Source organism: Kitasatospora sp. NPDC030952 (genome assembly GCF_055571335.1).
In genome coordinates this window covers 901,252-916,812 of sequence record NZ_JBVIFM010000001.1, presented here as the reverse complement: position 1 = coordinate 916,812, position 15,561 = coordinate 901,252, and the positions used below count along the sequence as shown (strand labels likewise).

The 15,561-nt window shown below is 70.7% G+C and carries 14 protein-coding genes; 8 read left to right on the top strand and 6 right to left on the bottom strand.

The annotated features are described in order from the left end of the window. Positions 1-92: 92 nt before the first annotated feature. The 6 genes from gyrB to dnaA form a co-directional block, all read right to left on the bottom strand. Positions 93-2,108 (bottom strand): DNA topoisomerase (ATP-hydrolyzing) subunit B, encoded by a 2,016-nt coding sequence (gene gyrB, locus ACZ47G_RS04235; RefSeq protein WP_465739880.1) that lies wholly within the window; start codon positions 2,106-2,108, stop codon positions 93-95. Positions 2,109-2,376: 268 nt separating this feature from the next. Continuing rightward, positions 2,377-2,916, bottom strand: coding sequence for a DciA family protein (locus ACZ47G_RS04230; RefSeq protein WP_465739879.1), 540 nt, complete (start codon positions 2,914-2,916; stop codon positions 2,377-2,379). 127 nt (positions 2,917-3,043) lie between these two features. Next, the gene (gene recF, locus ACZ47G_RS04225; protein WP_465739878.1) at positions 3,044-4,177 is read right to left on the bottom strand and encodes a DNA replication/repair protein RecF; all 1,134 of its coding nucleotides are present in this window, start codon (positions 4,175-4,177) and stop codon (positions 3,044-3,046) included. 40 nt (positions 4,178-4,217) lie between these two features. Beyond that, the gene (gnd, locus tag ACZ47G_RS04220) at positions 4,218-5,093 is read right to left on the bottom strand and encodes a phosphogluconate dehydrogenase (NAD(+)-dependent, decarboxylating) (protein WP_465739876.1); all 876 of its coding nucleotides are present in this window, start codon (positions 5,091-5,093) and stop codon (positions 4,218-4,220) included. A gap of 205 nt (positions 5,094-5,298) precedes the next feature. Then, entirely contained in the window at positions 5,299-6,429 is a 1,131-nt protein-coding gene (gene dnaN, locus ACZ47G_RS04215) for a DNA polymerase III subunit beta (protein WP_380461659.1), read from the bottom strand. 962 nt (positions 6,430-7,391) lie between these two features. After that, positions 7,392-9,209: a chromosomal replication initiator protein DnaA gene (dnaA, locus tag ACZ47G_RS04210; protein WP_465739875.1), complete on the bottom strand. Its 1,818-nt coding sequence runs from the start codon at positions 9,207-9,209 to the stop codon at positions 7,392-7,394. A 354-nt stretch (positions 9,210-9,563) separates the two neighbouring features. On the opposite strand from dnaA, the gene rpmH reads away from it, so the two are divergent. From rpmH to ACZ47G_RS04170, 8 genes are all read left to right on the top strand, one after another. After that, complete coding sequence (gene rpmH / locus ACZ47G_RS04205; protein ID WP_030392420.1) at positions 9,564-9,701, top strand: 50S ribosomal protein L34; 138 nt, start codon at positions 9,564-9,566, stop codon at positions 9,699-9,701. 18 nt (positions 9,702-9,719) lie between these two features. Beyond that, entirely contained in the window at positions 9,720-10,148 is a 429-nt protein-coding gene (gene rnpA, locus ACZ47G_RS04200; protein WP_380461657.1) for a ribonuclease P protein component, read from the top strand. Continuing rightward, on the top strand, positions 10,145-10,459 hold the full coding sequence (gene yidD / locus ACZ47G_RS04195) for a membrane protein insertion efficiency factor YidD (RefSeq protein WP_188307180.1): 315 nt from the start codon (positions 10,145-10,147) through the stop codon (positions 10,457-10,459). The genes rnpA and yidD overlap by 4 nt, the downstream gene beginning before the upstream one ends. 3 nt (positions 10,460-10,462) lie before the next feature. Beyond that, a complete protein-coding gene (yidC, locus tag ACZ47G_RS04190) occupies positions 10,463-11,617 on the top strand; it encodes a membrane protein insertase YidC (protein WP_465739874.1) in 1,155 nt (384 codons plus the stop codon). Between the two features lie 82 nt (positions 11,618-11,699). Then, entirely contained in the window at positions 11,700-12,230 is a 531-nt protein-coding gene (locus ACZ47G_RS04185; RefSeq protein WP_465739873.1) for a Jag family protein, read from the top strand. A gap of 160 nt (positions 12,231-12,390) precedes the next feature. Further along, positions 12,391-13,218: a 16S rRNA (guanine(527)-N(7))-methyltransferase RsmG gene (gene rsmG / locus ACZ47G_RS04180; protein WP_465739872.1), complete on the top strand. Its 828-nt coding sequence runs from the start codon at positions 12,391-12,393 to the stop codon at positions 13,216-13,218. Positions 13,219-13,509: 291 nt separating this feature from the next. Next, positions 13,510-14,460, top strand: a complete 951-nt coding sequence (locus ACZ47G_RS04175; protein WP_380461671.1) for a ParA family protein — start codon at positions 13,510-13,512, stop codon at positions 14,458-14,460. Then, positions 14,457-15,533: a ParB/RepB/Spo0J family partition protein gene (locus ACZ47G_RS04170; protein WP_465739871.1), complete on the top strand. Its 1,077-nt coding sequence runs from the start codon at positions 14,457-14,459 to the stop codon at positions 15,531-15,533. Before ACZ47G_RS04175 ends, ACZ47G_RS04170 begins: the two co-directional genes overlap by 4 nt. The last annotated feature ends 28 nt before the right edge of the window (positions 15,534-15,561 follow it).

The window sequence follows — 15,561 nt, the reverse complement described above, 5'->3', positions numbered from 1 at the left end:
GGGCTGGTCGCCTTCGGGACGGTTGTCGTCGACCACTGGTGGTCAGTTTCCTTTCACGCGGACTGGTACGTGCGGGGCCTGCTTCGCAGGCGTCACACGTCCAGGAAGCGGACGTCCTTGGCGTTGCGCTGGATGAAGGAGCGGCGGGCCTCGACGTCCTCGCCCATCAGCACGGAGAACAGCTCGTCGGCGCGGGCGGCGTCCTCCAGGGTGACCTGGAGCAGCAGCCGGTGCTCGGCGTCCATGGTGGTGACCCGGAGCTCCTCGGCGTTCATCTCACCGAGACCCTTGAAGCGCTGGATCGCGTCGTCCTTGGGGAGCCGGCGCCCGGCCTCGACGCCGGCGGCGATCACCGCGTCGCGCTCGCGGTCGGAGTAGGCGTACTCGAAGTCGTCCTTGCCCCACTTGATCTTGTACAGCGGGGGCATGGCGAGGTAGACGTACCCGGACTCGACCAGCGGCCGCATGAAGCGGAACAGCAGGGTCAGCAGCAGGGTGCGGATGTGCTGACCGTCGACGTCGGCGTCGGCCATCAGGACGATCTTGTGGTACCGCAGCTTGGACTCGTCGTAGTCCTCCTGGATGCCGCAGCCGAAGGCCGAGATCAGCGCCTGGACCTCGGTGTTCTGCAGCACCTTGTCGATCCGGGCCTTCTCGACGTTCAGGATCTTGCCGCGGATCGGCAGGATGGCCTGGGTGCGCGGGTCCCGGCCCTGCTTGGCCGAGCCGCCTGCGGAGTCACCCTCGACGATGAAGATCTCGCACTCGGACGGGTCCTTGGACTGGCAGTCCGAGAGCTTGCCCGGCAGCGACGCGGACTCCAGCAGGCCCTTGCGGCGGGTGAGGTCGCGGGCCTTGCGGGCGGCGACGCGCGCGGTGGCGGCCTGGATGGACTTGCGGATGATGTCCGCGGCCTCGTTGGGGTTGCGGTCCAGCCAGTCGTTGAGCTGCTCGTGGACGACCTTCTGGACGAAGGTCTTGGCCTCGGTGTTGCCGAGCTTGTCCTTGGTCTGGCCCTCGAACTGCGGCTCGCCGAGCTTGACCGAGATGATCGCGGTCAGACCCTCGCGGATGTCCTCGCCGGAGAGGTTGTCGTCCTTCTCGCGGAGCAGCTTCTTGTCCCGCGCGTAGCGGTTGACCAGGCCGGTCAGCGCGGCGCGGAAGCCCTCCTCGTGGGTGCCGCCGCCGTGGGTGTGGATGGTGTTGGCGAAGCTGTAGACCCCCTCGGTGTACGAGGAGTTCCACTGCATCGCGACCTCCACCGAGATCGCCTTGTCCTTGTCCTCCGCCTCGAAGTCGATCACCGAGGGGTGGATGACCTCGCCCTTGCGGGAGTTGAGGTGGGCGACGAAGTCGGCGATGCCGCCGTCGTACTTGTACGTGACGGAGAGCGGCTTGCCCTCCTCGTCCACGTGCTCGGGGCGCTCGTCGGTCAGCGAGATCGACAGGCCCTTGTTGAGGAACGCCATCTCCTGGAAGCGCCGGGAGAGCGTCTCGAAGGAGTAGACGGTGGTCTCGAAGATGTCGGCGTCGGCCCAGAAGGTCACCGTGGTGCCGGTGCGGTCGGTCTCCGCGCCCTTGACCAGGGCGGCGGTCGGCGCGCCCATCTTGTAGTCCTGGGTCCAGATGTTGCCGTCCTTGTGGATCTCCACCGAGAGCCGGGTGGACAGCGCGTTCACCACCGAGACGCCGACGCCGTGCAGACCGCCGGAGACGGCGTAGCCGCCACCGCCGAACTTGCCGCCCGCGTGCAGGACGGTGAGCACGACCTCGACGGCCGGCTTGTCCTGGCCGGGGACGATGTCCACCGGGATGCCTCGGCCGTTGTCGACGACGCGGATCGCGCCGTCGGCCATGATCGTGACGTCGATGGTGTCGGCGTACCCGGCCATCGCCTCGTCGACGGAGTTGTCCACGACCTCCTGCACCAGGTGGTGCAGGCCGCGCTCACCGGTGGAGCCGATGTACATGCCGGGGCGCTTGCGGACGGCGTCGAGGCCTTCCAGCACCTGGATGTTGCTACCGGTGTAGGAAGCCTGGTCGGTCTGGTCTGGGGTCTGGCTGGGGTTGCCGGAATCGGCCACGAAGCGCCCTCTCTGGCACAGCACGGGCCGCATTCCCGCCCCGTGCGGGCGAGCGTGCGACCACGGCGTTTCGACTCGGTTGCCACTAGCAACAGTGTTTGGCTTTCAGTCTACCGGTACGACTGACAGAGATGGGCGTTTGGCAGCCCTTGAAGGCAGATATGCCGCCCTGAATCCCCTCGGCACGAGTCCCGATACTCGCCCGGGGGGCCTGAGGCGCCTGGAAGGGCCGTCAGGGGTTCCGGAAGATCGTGGTCCGATCCCGGCCGGAACCGACCGGCGCCGGCCGGGCTCAGCCCCAGGTGTCGCCCGGGCCCTTGCTGCCGGGCGCGCGCAGCCGGCCGTAGCCGCGGACCGGCGCGGCCGGGCCGAGCACCTTGATGGTGCGGACCGTGCCATGGCCCAGCTCGTGGTTCAGACGGGCCACCAACTGCCGTGCCAGCCAGCGCAGTTGGGTGGCCCAGGCGGTGGAGTCGCACTGCACGGTGAGCACCGCCTCGGCCTCGTCGTAGGAGGAGGGGTGGCAGTGCGCGGCGATGTCCGGGCCGACGATCTGCGGCCAACGGCCCATCACGCCGCCGACCGCGGCCGAGGACTCCCAGCCGCGCTCGGTCAGCAGCCGGTTCAGCGCCGCGCCCAGCGGCACCGGGTCGCGGCCGTCCGAGCGGGCGCCACTGCGCAGCCCGTGCCGCTTCGCCTCGCGCTTCTGCTGGACCTGCTCCCCGCGCTGGCGGGCCTGGGCGCGGGCGGCCCGCAGGGCGGACCGGGCGAGGTCGGCACCGGTCGGCTCGGCGCCGCCGGAGCCGGGGGAGGTCTCCGCCGATTCGCTCACGGCGATCTCCTTTCCCCAGCCTGTGGACAACCCGATGAGCCGTCCAGCCTACGGGAGCGCGCGCACGCCGGACGTCGGCACCTGCCGTGCCGCGCTGTTCCGTGATGTGGGTGTGGTGCCGGGGGGATCAGGCGTCGATCCGGCGGACGGCGCCGTCGGCGACCGCGAACCGGGCGCCGGCCAGCGCCTTGGGCACGTCCTCGGCCACCGCCGCCGTCACCAGCACCTGCTCGCCGTCGGCCACCAGCTCGGCCAGCCGGTCCCGACGGGCGGCGTCCAGCTCGGCGAACACGTCGTCCAGGATCAGCACCGGCTCGCCGCCGTCGGCGCGCAGCAGCTCGTACGAAGCCAGCCGCAGCGCCAGCGCGAACGACCAGGACTCGCCGTGGCTGGCGTAGCCCTTGGCGGGCAGCGGGCCGAGCTTGAGCCCCAGCTCGTCGCGGTGCGGCCCGACCAGGGTGATCCCGCGCTCGACCTCCTGCTTGCGGACCGCCAGCAGCGCCGCCAGCAGCTGCTCCTCGGCCTGCTCCCGGCTGGTCGGCAGCTCGCCCTCGAAGGAGCTGCGGTACTCCAGCGTGGTCTCGCCGCCGCCCGGGGCCACCCGGCCGTACGCGGCCGTCACCAACGGCTGCAGGGCCGCCACCAGTTGGATCCGGAAGGCCGTCAACTCGGCGCCGGCGCGGGCCAGATGGCCGTCCCAGACTTCCAGGGTGGAGAGGTCGGCGCCCTTGCCGCCGCCGGCCCGGCGGGCCATCGCGGCGGTCTTCAGCAGGGCGTTGCGCTGCTTGAGCACCCGCTCGTAGTCCTGCCGGACCCCGGCCAGCCGGGGTGCGCGGGCGGTCAGCAGCTCGTCCAGGAAGCGCCGGCGCTCGCCCGGGTCGCCCTTGACCAGGGTGAGGTCCTCGGGGGCGAACAGCACGGTGCGCAGCAGGCCCAGCACGTCGCGCGGGCGGACGTTGTCGGAGCGGTTGATCCGGGCCCGGTTGGCCTTGCCCGCCGTGAGCTCCAGCTCGACCAGGGTGGAGCGGCCGCGGTCCACCACCGAGGTGCGGATGACCGCCCGTTCGGCGCCCAGCCGGATCAGCGGGGCGTCGGTCGCGACCCGGTGGCTGCCCAGGGTGGCGACGTAGCCGATCGCCTCGACCAGGTTGGTCTTGCCCTGGCCGTTGGGCCCGACGAAGGCCGTCACGCCCGGGTCGAGGGGAACCTCGGCCCGGGCGTACGACCGGAAGTCGGCGAGCGACAGGTGCGCGACGTGCATGGCGGTGGACTGCGCTCGCCTTCTCCGGAGGGGCCTGCGGTTACTTGGACTCGACCGCGTGGCCGCCGAACTGGTTGCGCAGCGCGGCGATCATCTTCATCTGCGGGGAGTCGTCCTGGCGGGAGGCGAAGCGGGCGAACAGCGAGGCGGTGATCGCCGGCAGCGGCACCGCGTGGTCGATCGCGGCCTCGACGGTCCAGCGGCCCTCGCCGGAGTCGGCGGCCCAGCCGCGCAGCTTGTCCAGGTGCTCGTCGTCGTCCAGGGCGCGGACGGCCAGGTCCAGCAGCCAGGAGCGGATGACGGTGCCCTCCTGCCAGCTGCGGAAGACCTCGCGCACGTCGGTGACCTCGGGGGCGGCCTCCAGCAGCTCCCAGCCCTCGGCGAAGGCCTGCATCATCGCGTACTCGATGCCGTTGTGGACCATCTTGGCGAAGTGACCGGCGCCCACCGCGCCCGCGTGCACCGAGCCGAAGTCGCCCTCGGGCTTGAGCGCGTCGAACACCGGCTGGACCAGGGCGACGTGCTCGGCGTCGCCGCCGTACATCAGCGCGTAGCCGTTCTCCAGGCCCCAGACGCCGCCGGAGACACCGCAGTCGACGAAGCCGATGCCCTTGGCCGCCAGCGCCTCGGCGTGCTTGATGTCGTCCGTCCAGCGGGAGTTGCCGCCGTCGACCACGACGTCACCGGGGGAGAGCAGTTCGGCGAGCTCGTCGACGGTCGCCTGGGTCGCGGCACCGGCCGGAACCATCACCCAGATCACGCGCGGGCCCTGGAGCTTGGTGACGAGCTCCTGCAGGCTCTCGACGTCGGAGATCTCCGGGTTGCGGTCGAATCCGATGACGGTGTGGCCGGCGCGGCGGATCCGCTCGCGCATGTTGCCGCCCATCTTGCCGAGACCGATGAGGCCGAGCTCCATGACCAAATCCTTACTGTGGGGACGTGCCTGGCGGCGGCGCCGTTGCCGCACTCCCCGAGCCTACGCTTCCGGCGGATCCGGACTCCGCGCCGCCGGGCCGACCGGGGGAGAGCGGGGAGACAGCAGGGGAGAGCGTCGGGGGAGACGTCCACAGGCTGTGCACAGCGGGTGTGCACAGCCTGTGGACGACCGACCTGGCCGGCGGTCAGCCGGAGAGGCGGACCGGCATGATCAGGTACTGGTACGCCTTGTCCTCCTCGGCGTCCACCGAGACCTTGCCGCTGAGCAGGGCCGGCTTGGTCGGGGTGGTGAAGCTCAGCTGGGCGAAGGGGGAGTCGATGGCCTTGAGGCCCTCCTCCAGGTAGCCCGGGTTGAAGGCGATCGAGATGTCGTCGCCCTCGAGGTCGGCCTCGATCCGCTCGGTGGCCTGGGCGTCGTCGCCCGAACCGGCCTCCAGGGTCAGCACGCCCTGCTCGAAGTTGAGCCGGACCGGGGTGTTGCGCTCGGCGACCAGCGAGACGCGCTTGAGCGCCTCCAGGAAGGGCTGGGTCTGGATCGCGGCGACCGCGCTGAACTCGGTCGGGAAGAGGCTGCGGAACTTGGGGAACTCGCCCTCCAGCAGCCGGGTGGTGGTGCGGCGGCCGGCGCCCTCGAAGCCGATCAGGCCCTCGCCCGCGCCGCCCGAGGAGAGCGCGATGGAGACGGTGTCGCCGCTGCCCAGGGACTTGGCGATGTCCTGGAGGGTCTTGGCCGGGACCAGCGCGACCGCGGAGATGTCCGACTGCTCGGGCTTCCACAGCAGGTCGCGGACGGCGAAGCGGTAGCGGTCGGTGGCGGCCAGGGTGATCCGGTCGCCCTCGATCTCGACCCGGACGCCGGTGAGCACCGGCAGGGTGTCGTCCCGGCCGGCCGCGACGGCGGCCTGGCTGACCGCAGAGGCGAAGACGTCGCCGGAGACGGTGCCGGTGGCGGTCGGCATCTGGGGCAGGGCCGGGTACTCGTCCACGGGAAGGGTGGGGAGGGTGAAGCGGGAGCTGCCGCAGACCACGCTGACCCGCTGGCCGTCGGTGGAGATCTCCACAGGCCTGTTGGGGAGGTTCCGCGAGATGTCGTTGAGCAGGCGACCGGAGACCAGGACGGTGCCGGCCTCCTCGATGTCCGCCTCCAGCTCGACCCGGGCCGAGACCTCGTAGTCGAAGCCGGACAGCGCCAGGCTGCCCTCCTGCGCGGTCAGCAGCAGGCCGGCCAGCACCGGCACCGGCGGCCGTGCCGGGAGGCTGCGAGCAGCCCAGGCCACCGCCTCCGCGAGGACGTCACGCTCCACCCGGAACTTCACCGGTAACCGCCTCCTGGATCGAGCGCTCCCGCTCGCACTCTGGTTCGTCTGATCTTGATCGTCGGTCCGCCTGTCCGCTGAGCTCTACCACTCCGCTTCCAGTCGCAAAGGACAGTCTGACGTACTCCGCCGACAGACGGGGCAGACGGGCGGAAGCAACCCGAACAAGCGTCGGGTCCGACGGTCGGTCGCGTTGTCCACAGATTTCGGGCCCACCCACTTTGAAAGCAGGTTCACGGTCTAACTGTGTAGCGGTAGTAGTAGGGCCTGTGGAAACCGTGGATAACCCCGTTTCCGCAGGTCAGCGCCCAGATTTTGTCCACAGTGGGTGTGGACGGCGGCTGTGGACGGGCGAGCCGCGCTGTGGACAGCCGAGCGTTACCCACAGGGCACGCAGGGTATCCACAGGTTATCCCCAGGGCTGTCCCCAGATCCGGGCCCGGTTATCCACGGGCGCCGGTCAACTTTTCGTGACGCCTTTCACACCAGGGGATGAACGGCGGCACAAGGTTGTCGAACTGTGGACCCCGCTGTGGACAACCTGGGGATAACCGCCCCGAGCCTGGGGACAACCGGTGGATAACCCGGACGGCCCACTGGTGGCCCGTCAATTGTCCACACCCTGTGGATAACCGTTGTGCACAAGTCCACAGGCACCTGACCTGCGCGGAAGAGCGTAGCGGTGACGGGCCTGTGGACGAATTCTGGATAACTCCGGACTCCCCGGCCTGTGGACTGTGCAGAAGGGGCCCGTCCTGTGGACAACGGCCTTGCGCGCCCTCGGTTTTCGAATCACCGGTCAGTTGTTCGGCGCGGGCTGTGGACTGGTGGCACGTCCGTCGGGCGATTCCTGCCCAGCCGGAGCGGGACGCACACCTGTGGAAACGGCGAAAGGGCGTCAGGATCGCTCCTGACGCCCTTCGGGGGCTCACGGGGGCACGGGGCCAACTCGTGCCGGGCCGCTAGCTCTTGATGCGGTTGGTGAGTTCGGTGACCTGGTTGTAGATGGAGCGCCGCTCGGCCATCAGCGAGCGGATCTTGCGGTCCGCGTGCATCACCGTGGTGTGGTCGCGCCCGCCGAACTGCGCGCCGATCTTCGGCAGCGAGAGGTCGGTGAGCTCCCGGCACAGGTACATCGCGATCTGCCGGGCCGTCACCAGCACCCGGCTGCGCGAGGAGCCGCAGAGGTCGTCCACGCCCAGGCCGAAGTACGCGGCGGTCTGCTGCATGATGACCTGCGCGGTGATCTCCGGACCGGCGTCCTCGTCCCCGCCCGGGATCAGGTCCTTGAGGACGATCCCGGCCAACTCCAGGTCCACCGGGGCCCGGTTGAGGTTGGCGAAGGCGGTGACCCGGATCAGCGCGCCCTCCAACTCCCGGATGTTGCGGGTGATCCGGGACGCGATGAACTCCAACACGTCGGCGGGGGCGTTGAGTTGCTCCTGGATCGCCTTCTTGCGCAGGATCGCGATCCGGGTCTCCAGCTCCGGGGGGGTGACGTCGGTGATCAGCCCCCACTCGAAGCGGTTGCGCAGCCGGTCCTCCAGCGTGGTCAGCAGCTTGGGCGGCCGGTCCGAGGACAGGACGATCTGCTTGTTCGCGTTGTGGAGGGTGTTGAAGGTGTGGAAGAACTCCTCCTGGGTGGACTCCTTGCTCGCCAGGAACTGGATGTCGTCCACGAGCAGGATGTCCATGTCCCGGTAGCGGCGGCGGAAGGTGTCCGCCTTGCCGTCCCGGATCGAGTTGATGAACTCGTTGGTGAACTCCTCGGAGGACACGTAGCGCACCCGGGTGCCCGGGAAGAGGCTGCGCGAGTAGTGCCCGATGGCGTGCAGCAGGTGGGTCTTGCCCAGCCCGGACTCGCCGTAGATGAAGAGCGGGTTGTACGCCTTGGCCGGGGCCTCGGCGACGGCCACCGCCGCCGCGTGCGCGAAGCGGTTGCTGGCGCCGATGACGAAGGTGTCGAACAGGTACTTGGGGTTCAGCCGGGCGGCCGGCTCGTCCTTGCGCGAGCCGCCGGCCGGGGGAGCGCCGGGTGGGGCGGGCACCCCGGGGACACCGGGGCGCTCGGCGGACCGCTCGGCGGCGGGCTTCTCGGCCGGGCGGCCGCCGGAGGGCCGGGAGCCGTGCCCGCGGCGGCCGGCGCCGGTGCGGGGCTGCTCGCCCGGGCCGGGGCCGTACGCGCCGCCGAAGAGGTCGCCCTGGGTCGTCGAGGGCGGGCCGGGGAGGTGCCGCGGCGCCTGGCGGGACGCGGGCTCCTCGGCCTCCGGGTACGGCGCCTGGTGCTCCTGGTAGCCGGGCCAGGGCTGGGCCGGCTGGCCGCCGTAGGGCGCGGGGCGCTGCTCGTAGCCGCCGGTGTCGTAGCGGGGGCGCTCGTAGTCCTGCTCGTACGGCTGGCGGTAGCCCTGGTCGCCGTAGTCGGAGTCGTCGTCGGCCGGGCCCGGGTACGGCTCGGTGGAGGCCGGGTACGGCTCGGCGGGGGCCTGGGGGGCCGGCGCGGGGGTGGTCGGCGCGGCGTTGGCGTCCACCATCACGGCGATCCGGACCGGCCGGTTGAGCTCGCGGCTGAGCGCGTCGGTCAGCTGGGGCAGCAGCCGACCCTCCAGCACCTGCTTGGCCCGCTCGTTCGGGGTCGCCAGCAGGGCGGTGTCGTGCATCATCCACATGGGCTGGGTGCGCTGCACCCACTGTTTGTCCATCTCCCCGATATCGGGGTCGCTGACCAGCCGCTCGACGACCCGCGCCCAGACCGGGACAAGGTCGCTGTTGACATCAGCCACTGGTGCACGCTTTCCAAGAACAAAACCAGACAAGTCCTGCAACGGTAGTCAGCGAACAGGGACGGATCAAGTCGTTGTCCACAGGCTGTGGGTAAACGCCCTCCGGAGGGCTGGTTTGACCCTCGTGCCCCGTCCCGCGTACCGTAACCAGGTCGAGTTGTCGATGGCCGCTGCCGCATGTCCGCGGGTCCACCCGCTCCATAAGGCGCGCAGCACGGGCGCCGTGGATTGCCCAAGACCCCAGCCGAACTGGGGCGATGGGTCGGATTTCCGAATCATGGGGAGATCACGCGGACGCACGGTGACGGCCAAGCGACCCCCCGTCATCCTACGATTCACCTCAGGAGCCCCCGAGTGAGCAAGCGCACCTTCCAGCCGAACAACCGTCGTCGCGCGAAGACCCACGGCTTCCGGCTGCGTATGCGTACCCGCGCCGGCCGCGCCATCCTGGCTGCCCGCCGTGGCAAGGGCCGCACCAGCCTGTCCGCCTGATCCGCACCAGAGTCTGTTGTGCTGCCCTCCGAGAATCGGCTGCGGCGGCGCCAGGACTTCGCGACCGCGGTGAAACGCGGTCGCCGGGCCGGCCGGCCCCTTCTGGTCGTCCATCTCAGCAGAGATGACGAGCAGCAGGGGCAGACCGACCGGACCAGCGACATCCGCCCGCACGTCGCCGAGGGGACTCCTTCGGCGCGTGCGGGTTTCGTCGTGAGCAAGGCCGTTGGCCCGGCGGTCGTCCGCAACCTGGTGAAGCGCCGGTTGCGCCATCTTCTCCGTGATCGTCTGTCCAGGCTGCCCGCCGGTAGCCTGATAGTGGTGCGTGCGCTGCCCCAGGCCGCGACCGCCTCGTACCAGGACCTCGAACGTGACCTGGACGCGGCGCTCAAGCGGTTGCTGAGGGTCGAGCCCGCCGCGACGGCGCCGACGGGAGCAGGTCGATGAAGTACCTGCTGATGGGTCTGATCAGGGTCTACCAGTGGACCATCAGCCCACTGCTCGGTCCGGTCTGCCGTTACTACCCCTCCTGCTCGCACTACGGCTACGAGGCCGTGAAGGTGCACGGGGCGGTGAAGGGCGGCGGGCTGACCGTCTGGCGCATCCTGCGTTGCAACCCCTGGTCGCCCGGCGGGGTGGACCACGTTCCGCCTCGCAAGCACCCGGTGTGGCACCGCCGGCTGCGTGATCTGCTGAGCCCCAAGAGCGGGACCGCCGAGCCGGAGCCGGTGGCGAAGCCCGATGTCCAAGGAGTCTGACCGGTGACCTTCGGTTTTCTGAGTCCCCTCTACACGGCGGTGTCCTGGATCATCGTCCAGTTCCACTCGCTGTACAGCAACGTCTTCGACCCGGACGGTGGCTGGGCCTGGGGTCTGGCCATCGCCTCGATGGTGGTCGTCATCCGGATCTGCCTGATCCCGCTCTTCGTGAAGCAGATCAAGGCGACCCGGGCCATGCAGGCGATCCAGCCGAAGATGAAGGCCATCCAGGAGCGCTACAAGAACGACCGGCAGCGCCAGTCCGAAGAGATGATGAAGCTGTACAAGGATGCGGGTACCAACCCGTTCTCCAGCTGCCTTCCCATCATCGTCCAGGCGCCGTTCTTCACCGCCCTCTACGGTGTGCTGTCCAACGTCGCCAAGGGCCACGACATCGGCGTGATCCACGGCTCCCTGCTGTTGAGCGCCGGCAAGGCGCACATCTTCGGTGCCCCGCTCTCCGCGACCTTCGTCAGCAGCCCCGAGACCAGCGTCAAGATCGTCACCGCGGTGATGATCATCATGATGTCGCTGTCGCAGTTCGTCACCCAGCGCCAGCTGATGACCAAGAACGTCGACCTCACGGTCAAGACGCCGTTCATGCAGCAGCAGAAGATGCTGATGTACGTCTTCCCGGTCATGTTCGCCGTGATGGGCATCAACTTCCCGGTCGGTGTCCTGGTCTACTGGCTGACCACCAACGTCTGGTCGATGGGCCAGCAGCTGGTCGTCATCCACAACAACCCGACCCCGGGCAGCAAGGCTTTCGAGGAGCGCCAGGCGCGCCTGAAGAAGGCCGGCCGACTGCGGGCGGACGGTACGGAGATCAAGGGCGCGCTCTGGGGCATGCTGCCCCCGTCCAAGACGGCCATCGCCGAGGCGGCCTCCGCCGCCGCCGTGGTCGAGGAGTCGGTCCGGGCGAGCCGCCAGCAGCCCCGTCGCCAGACCAAGGCCCAGCGCCAGCACAGCGGAGCCACCCAGGCGGCCGAGCCGGGTGAGGACGCCGCGGTCGAGCAGCCCGCCGAGGACGCCGTCCCGGCCGAGTCCGGTGCCAAGCCGGCGGCCGACAAGCAGACCGCGGCCAAGCCCGGCGGCACCAAGCAGGGCACCCGGCAGCAGCCCAAGCGCGGCGGCCAGCGGCCGAAGAGGAAGTCCTGACCGCCCCCTGGCCCGTTGTGGCAGCTGCGAAGAGCTTCGTTCCCCGCCCGCCAGCCGGGCCCATCTCCGAAGGAGTCCATCAGTGACGGAAGGCACCACCTCCGCCGTCGAGGCCGAGGACGTCGCCAGCACCGACGAGAGCCTCATCACCCGCCTGGAGCAGGAGGGTGACATCGCAGCGGACTACCTGGAGGGTCTGCTCGACATCGCGGACCTCGACGGTGACATCGACATGGACGTCGAGGGCGACCGTGCCCTGGTCTCCATCGTCAGCGACGGCAACGACCGCGCGCTGCAGCGCCTGGTCGGCCAGGACGGCGAGGTGCTGGAGGCCTTGCAGGAGCTGACCCGGTTGGCTGTCCACCGGGAGACCGGCGAGCGCAGCCGTCTCATGCTGGACATTGCCGGCTTCCGGGCCCGCAAGCGCGAGGAGCTGGCCGTTCTGGGCGCCGAGGCCGCGGAGCAGGCCAAGAGCAGCGGCGAGCAGGTCAAGCTGCGGCCGATGACGCCCTTCGAGCGCAAGGTCGTCCACGACGCGGTCGCGGCCGCCGGTCTGCGCAGTGAGTCGGAGGGCGAAGAGCCCCAGCGGTGCGTGGTCGTGCTGCCGGCCTGAGGCCGTCGGACCGACGACCGGTCGCCGCGGCGGCCGGTGAGCCTTACCGAACGCGACCCCGTCCGCCTCGTGCGGGCGGGGTCGCTGTTCCTTCTGGGATGTTTCACGTGAAACAGTGCGTTTGAGCGGGTCGGTGGATCCGGAGATCGGAGAGGTCGAGATGGACACGGAGAGCGCGGCCACCGGCCGTCCGGGGGCGGACGTGAACCCTGACGCTGAGGAGCGGGCCGAGGTGCCCGAGCTGGACGTGCTGGCCGAGGCACCGGCCGCCGCCCGGGAGGTCTTCGGCGACCGCTTCGACGCCGCCGTCCGCTACACCGAGCTGCTGGCCACGGCGGGCGTCCGGCGCGGGCTGATCGGGCCCCGCGAGGTGCCCCGGCTCTGGGACCGGCACGTCCTCAACTGCGCGGTGCTGGCCGAGCTGCTGCCGGCCGGATCCACCCTGTGCGACGTCGGCTCCGGCGCCGGCCTGCCCGGCATCCCGGTGGCGCTGGCCCGTCCGGACGTCTCGGTGACCCTGCTGGAGCCGCTGCTGCGCCGGACCACCTTCCTGGAGGAGGTCGTCCGGGAGCTGGCGCTGGAGAACGTCACGGTGCTGCGCGGCCGGGCCGAGGAGATGGTCGGCAAGCTCGCGGTGGACGTGGTGACCGCCCGGGCGGTGGCCCCGCTGGACCGACTGGCCGGCTGGGGCATGCCGCTGCTCCGCCCGCACGGGCAGATGCTGGCGCTCAAGGGCGACAGCGCCGAACAGGAGCTGGCCGACTCGCGCGCCGGGCTGGCCAAGCTGGGCGCCGTCGAGTGGACCGTGATCTCGGTCGGCGAGGGCACCCTGGAGACCTCGACCCGGGTGGTCCAGGTCAAGGCGGGGGAGAGCCCCGGCGGTGTGAAGGCCGCGACCCGGCGGGCCAAGGTGGCCCGGGCCGGCCGCAACGTCGGCACCAAGAACGGTCAGGGCGCGGCCCGGGGCGGCCGGCGCCGCAGCCGCTGACCCCCGGCACGCACCACGACAGCGGGCGGACGGTCCCCTCCGACGGGGGGAACCGTTCGCCCGCTGTCGTTCGGATGACGGGTGGGCCTCCAGCGGATCACCGGAGTGTCGCAACGTCAGATTTGCGACATAGCGGGCATGGTGTTTCACGTGAAACGTCGCTCTCTGCTCTCTGACAGCTTCGACTGGCGGCTCCGCCGCGGGCTCGGCCTCTTCCGAGCGGCGACTGTTGCCGCTCCGGTTTCACGTGAAACACTGAGCCCCATGCAGGACTCGGAGACCATCGACCAGATCGATGACACGCCCATCGCACGGGCTGCCCAGGCTGCGGTTCAGGCGATCGGCCGAGCGGGGGAGGGGCTGCCCCGGCCCGCCGCCACCCGGGTGATCGTGGTCGCCAACCAGAAGGGCGGGGTGGGCAAGACCACCACGACCGTGAACATGGCCGCCTCGCTGGCCATGCACGGGCTGCGCGTCCTGGTGGTCGACCTCGACCCCCAGGGCAACGCGTCCACCGCGCTCGGCATCGACCACCACGCCGAAGTGCCCTCCATCTACGACGTCCTGGTCGAGGGGAAGCCCCTGGCCGACGTGGTCCAGCCGGTCGTGGACGTCGAGGGACTCTTCTGCGTCCCCGCCACCATCGACCTGGCCGGCGCCGAGATCGAGCTGGTCTCGCTGGTGGCCCGGGAGAGCCGGCTGCAGCGGGCCATCGCCGCCTACGAGCAGCCGCTGGACTACATCCTGATCGACTGTCCGCCCTCACTGGGCCTGCTGACGGTCAACGCCCTGGTGGCCGGCCAGGAGGTGCTGATCCCGATCCAGTGCGAGTACTACGCGCTGGAGGGCCTCGGCCAGCTGCTGCGCAACGTCGAGCTGGTGCGCGCGCACCTCAACCCCACGCTGCACGTCTCGACCATCCTGCTCACCATGTACGACGCCCGGACCAGGCTGGCCGCCCAGGTCGCCGAGGAGGTCCGGACCCACTTCCAGGCCGAGGTGCTGGGCACGGCGATCCCGCGCTCGGTCCGCATCTCGGAGGCGCCCAGCTACGGGCAGACGGTGCTGACCTACGACCCGGGCTCGACCGGGGCACTGTCGTACCTGGAGGCCGCCCGCGAGCTCGCGCTGCGTGCGGTGGGCCAGGGCGGCGGCTCGCTGGTGGGTCAGCAGCGGGACGGCAGCGGTACGGGGCACGGCGCCCCGATGGCACAGCACGGCACGACGGAGGGTCAGCAGTGAGTGGTCGCAGGGGTCTGGGACGAGGGCTCGGGGCGCTGATCGGCCCCGCCGCGCCGGCGGACGGCGGGGCGGCGCAGTCCGTCCCCGCCACGTCCGCGCCGACCTCGGTGGTGCCGGCCGGCGCGACGTCGCCGGCCTCGGTGCCGGTGCTGCCGGGTGGCCGCGCCACGGTGGCGGCCCGGGCGGCCGTCGGGCGGCAGGCGGAGCAGCCGACGCCGGCGCCGGTGCCCGGTGCCTCCTTCGCCGAGCTGCCGCTGGACGCGATCACCCCCAACCCGCGCCAGCCGCGCGAGGTGTTCGACGAGGACAAGCTGGCCGAGCTGGTCACCTCCATCAAGGAGGTGGGCCTGCTCCAGCCGATCGTGGTGCGCCAGGTCGCGGCCGAGCGCTACGAGCTGATCATGGGCGAGCGCCGCTGGCGGGCCTCCCGCGAGGCGGGGCTGGAGCGGATCCCGGCGATCGTCCGGGTCACCGAGGACGACAAGCTGCTGCTGGACGCCCTCCTGGAGAACCTGCACCGGGCCGAGCTGAACCCGCTGGAGGAGGCGGCCGCCTACGACCAGCTGATGCGGGACTTCTCCTGCACCCATGAGGAGCTGGCCGACCGGATCGGCCGCTCGCGGCCGCACGTCTCCAACACCCTGCGGCTGTTGAAGCTCCCGGCGCCCGTCCAGCGCCGGCTGGCGGCCGGCACGCTGACGGCCGGGCACGCCCGGGCGCTGCTTCCGCTGACGGATCCCGAGGCCCAGGAGAAGCTGGCCGGGCGGATCATCGCCGAGGGCCTCACGGTGCGCAACGTCGAGGAGCTCGTCCTCCTGATGCGCTCGGAGGAGCCGAAGGGGGAGAAGCGCCAGGCGCCGAAGGCGGGCAGGATCATCTCCCCGGCCTTCAACGACCTGGCGAGCCGGCTGTCGGACCGCTTCGACACCCGGGTCAAGGTCGAGGTGTCGCAGCGCGGTGGCAAGCTCGGCAAGGGCAAGGTGGTGCTGGAGTTCGGTTCGGTCGAGGACCTGAACCGGATCCTGGACAGCATGGCTCCGGGCGAGGACGGTCTGCGGCTGTCGCAGGGCTGAGCCGGCCGACCGGACCGAGGGCAACGAC

Coding starts and splice junctions, on each gene's coding strand:
- recF (WP_465739878.1), bottom strand. CDS start 4,177: ATGCACGTCGCGCACCTGTCGCTCGCCGACTTCCGGTCGTACGCCCGG.
- gnd (WP_465739876.1), bottom strand. CDS start 5,093: ATGGAGCTCGGCCTCATCGGTCTCGGCAAGATGGGCGGCAACATGCGC.
- yidD (WP_188307180.1), top strand. CDS start 10,145: ATGAAGTACCTGCTGATGGGTCTGATCAGGGTCTACCAGTGGACCATC.
- rsmG (WP_465739872.1), top strand. CDS start 12,391: ATGGACACGGAGAGCGCGGCCACCGGCCGTCCGGGGGCGGACGTGAAC.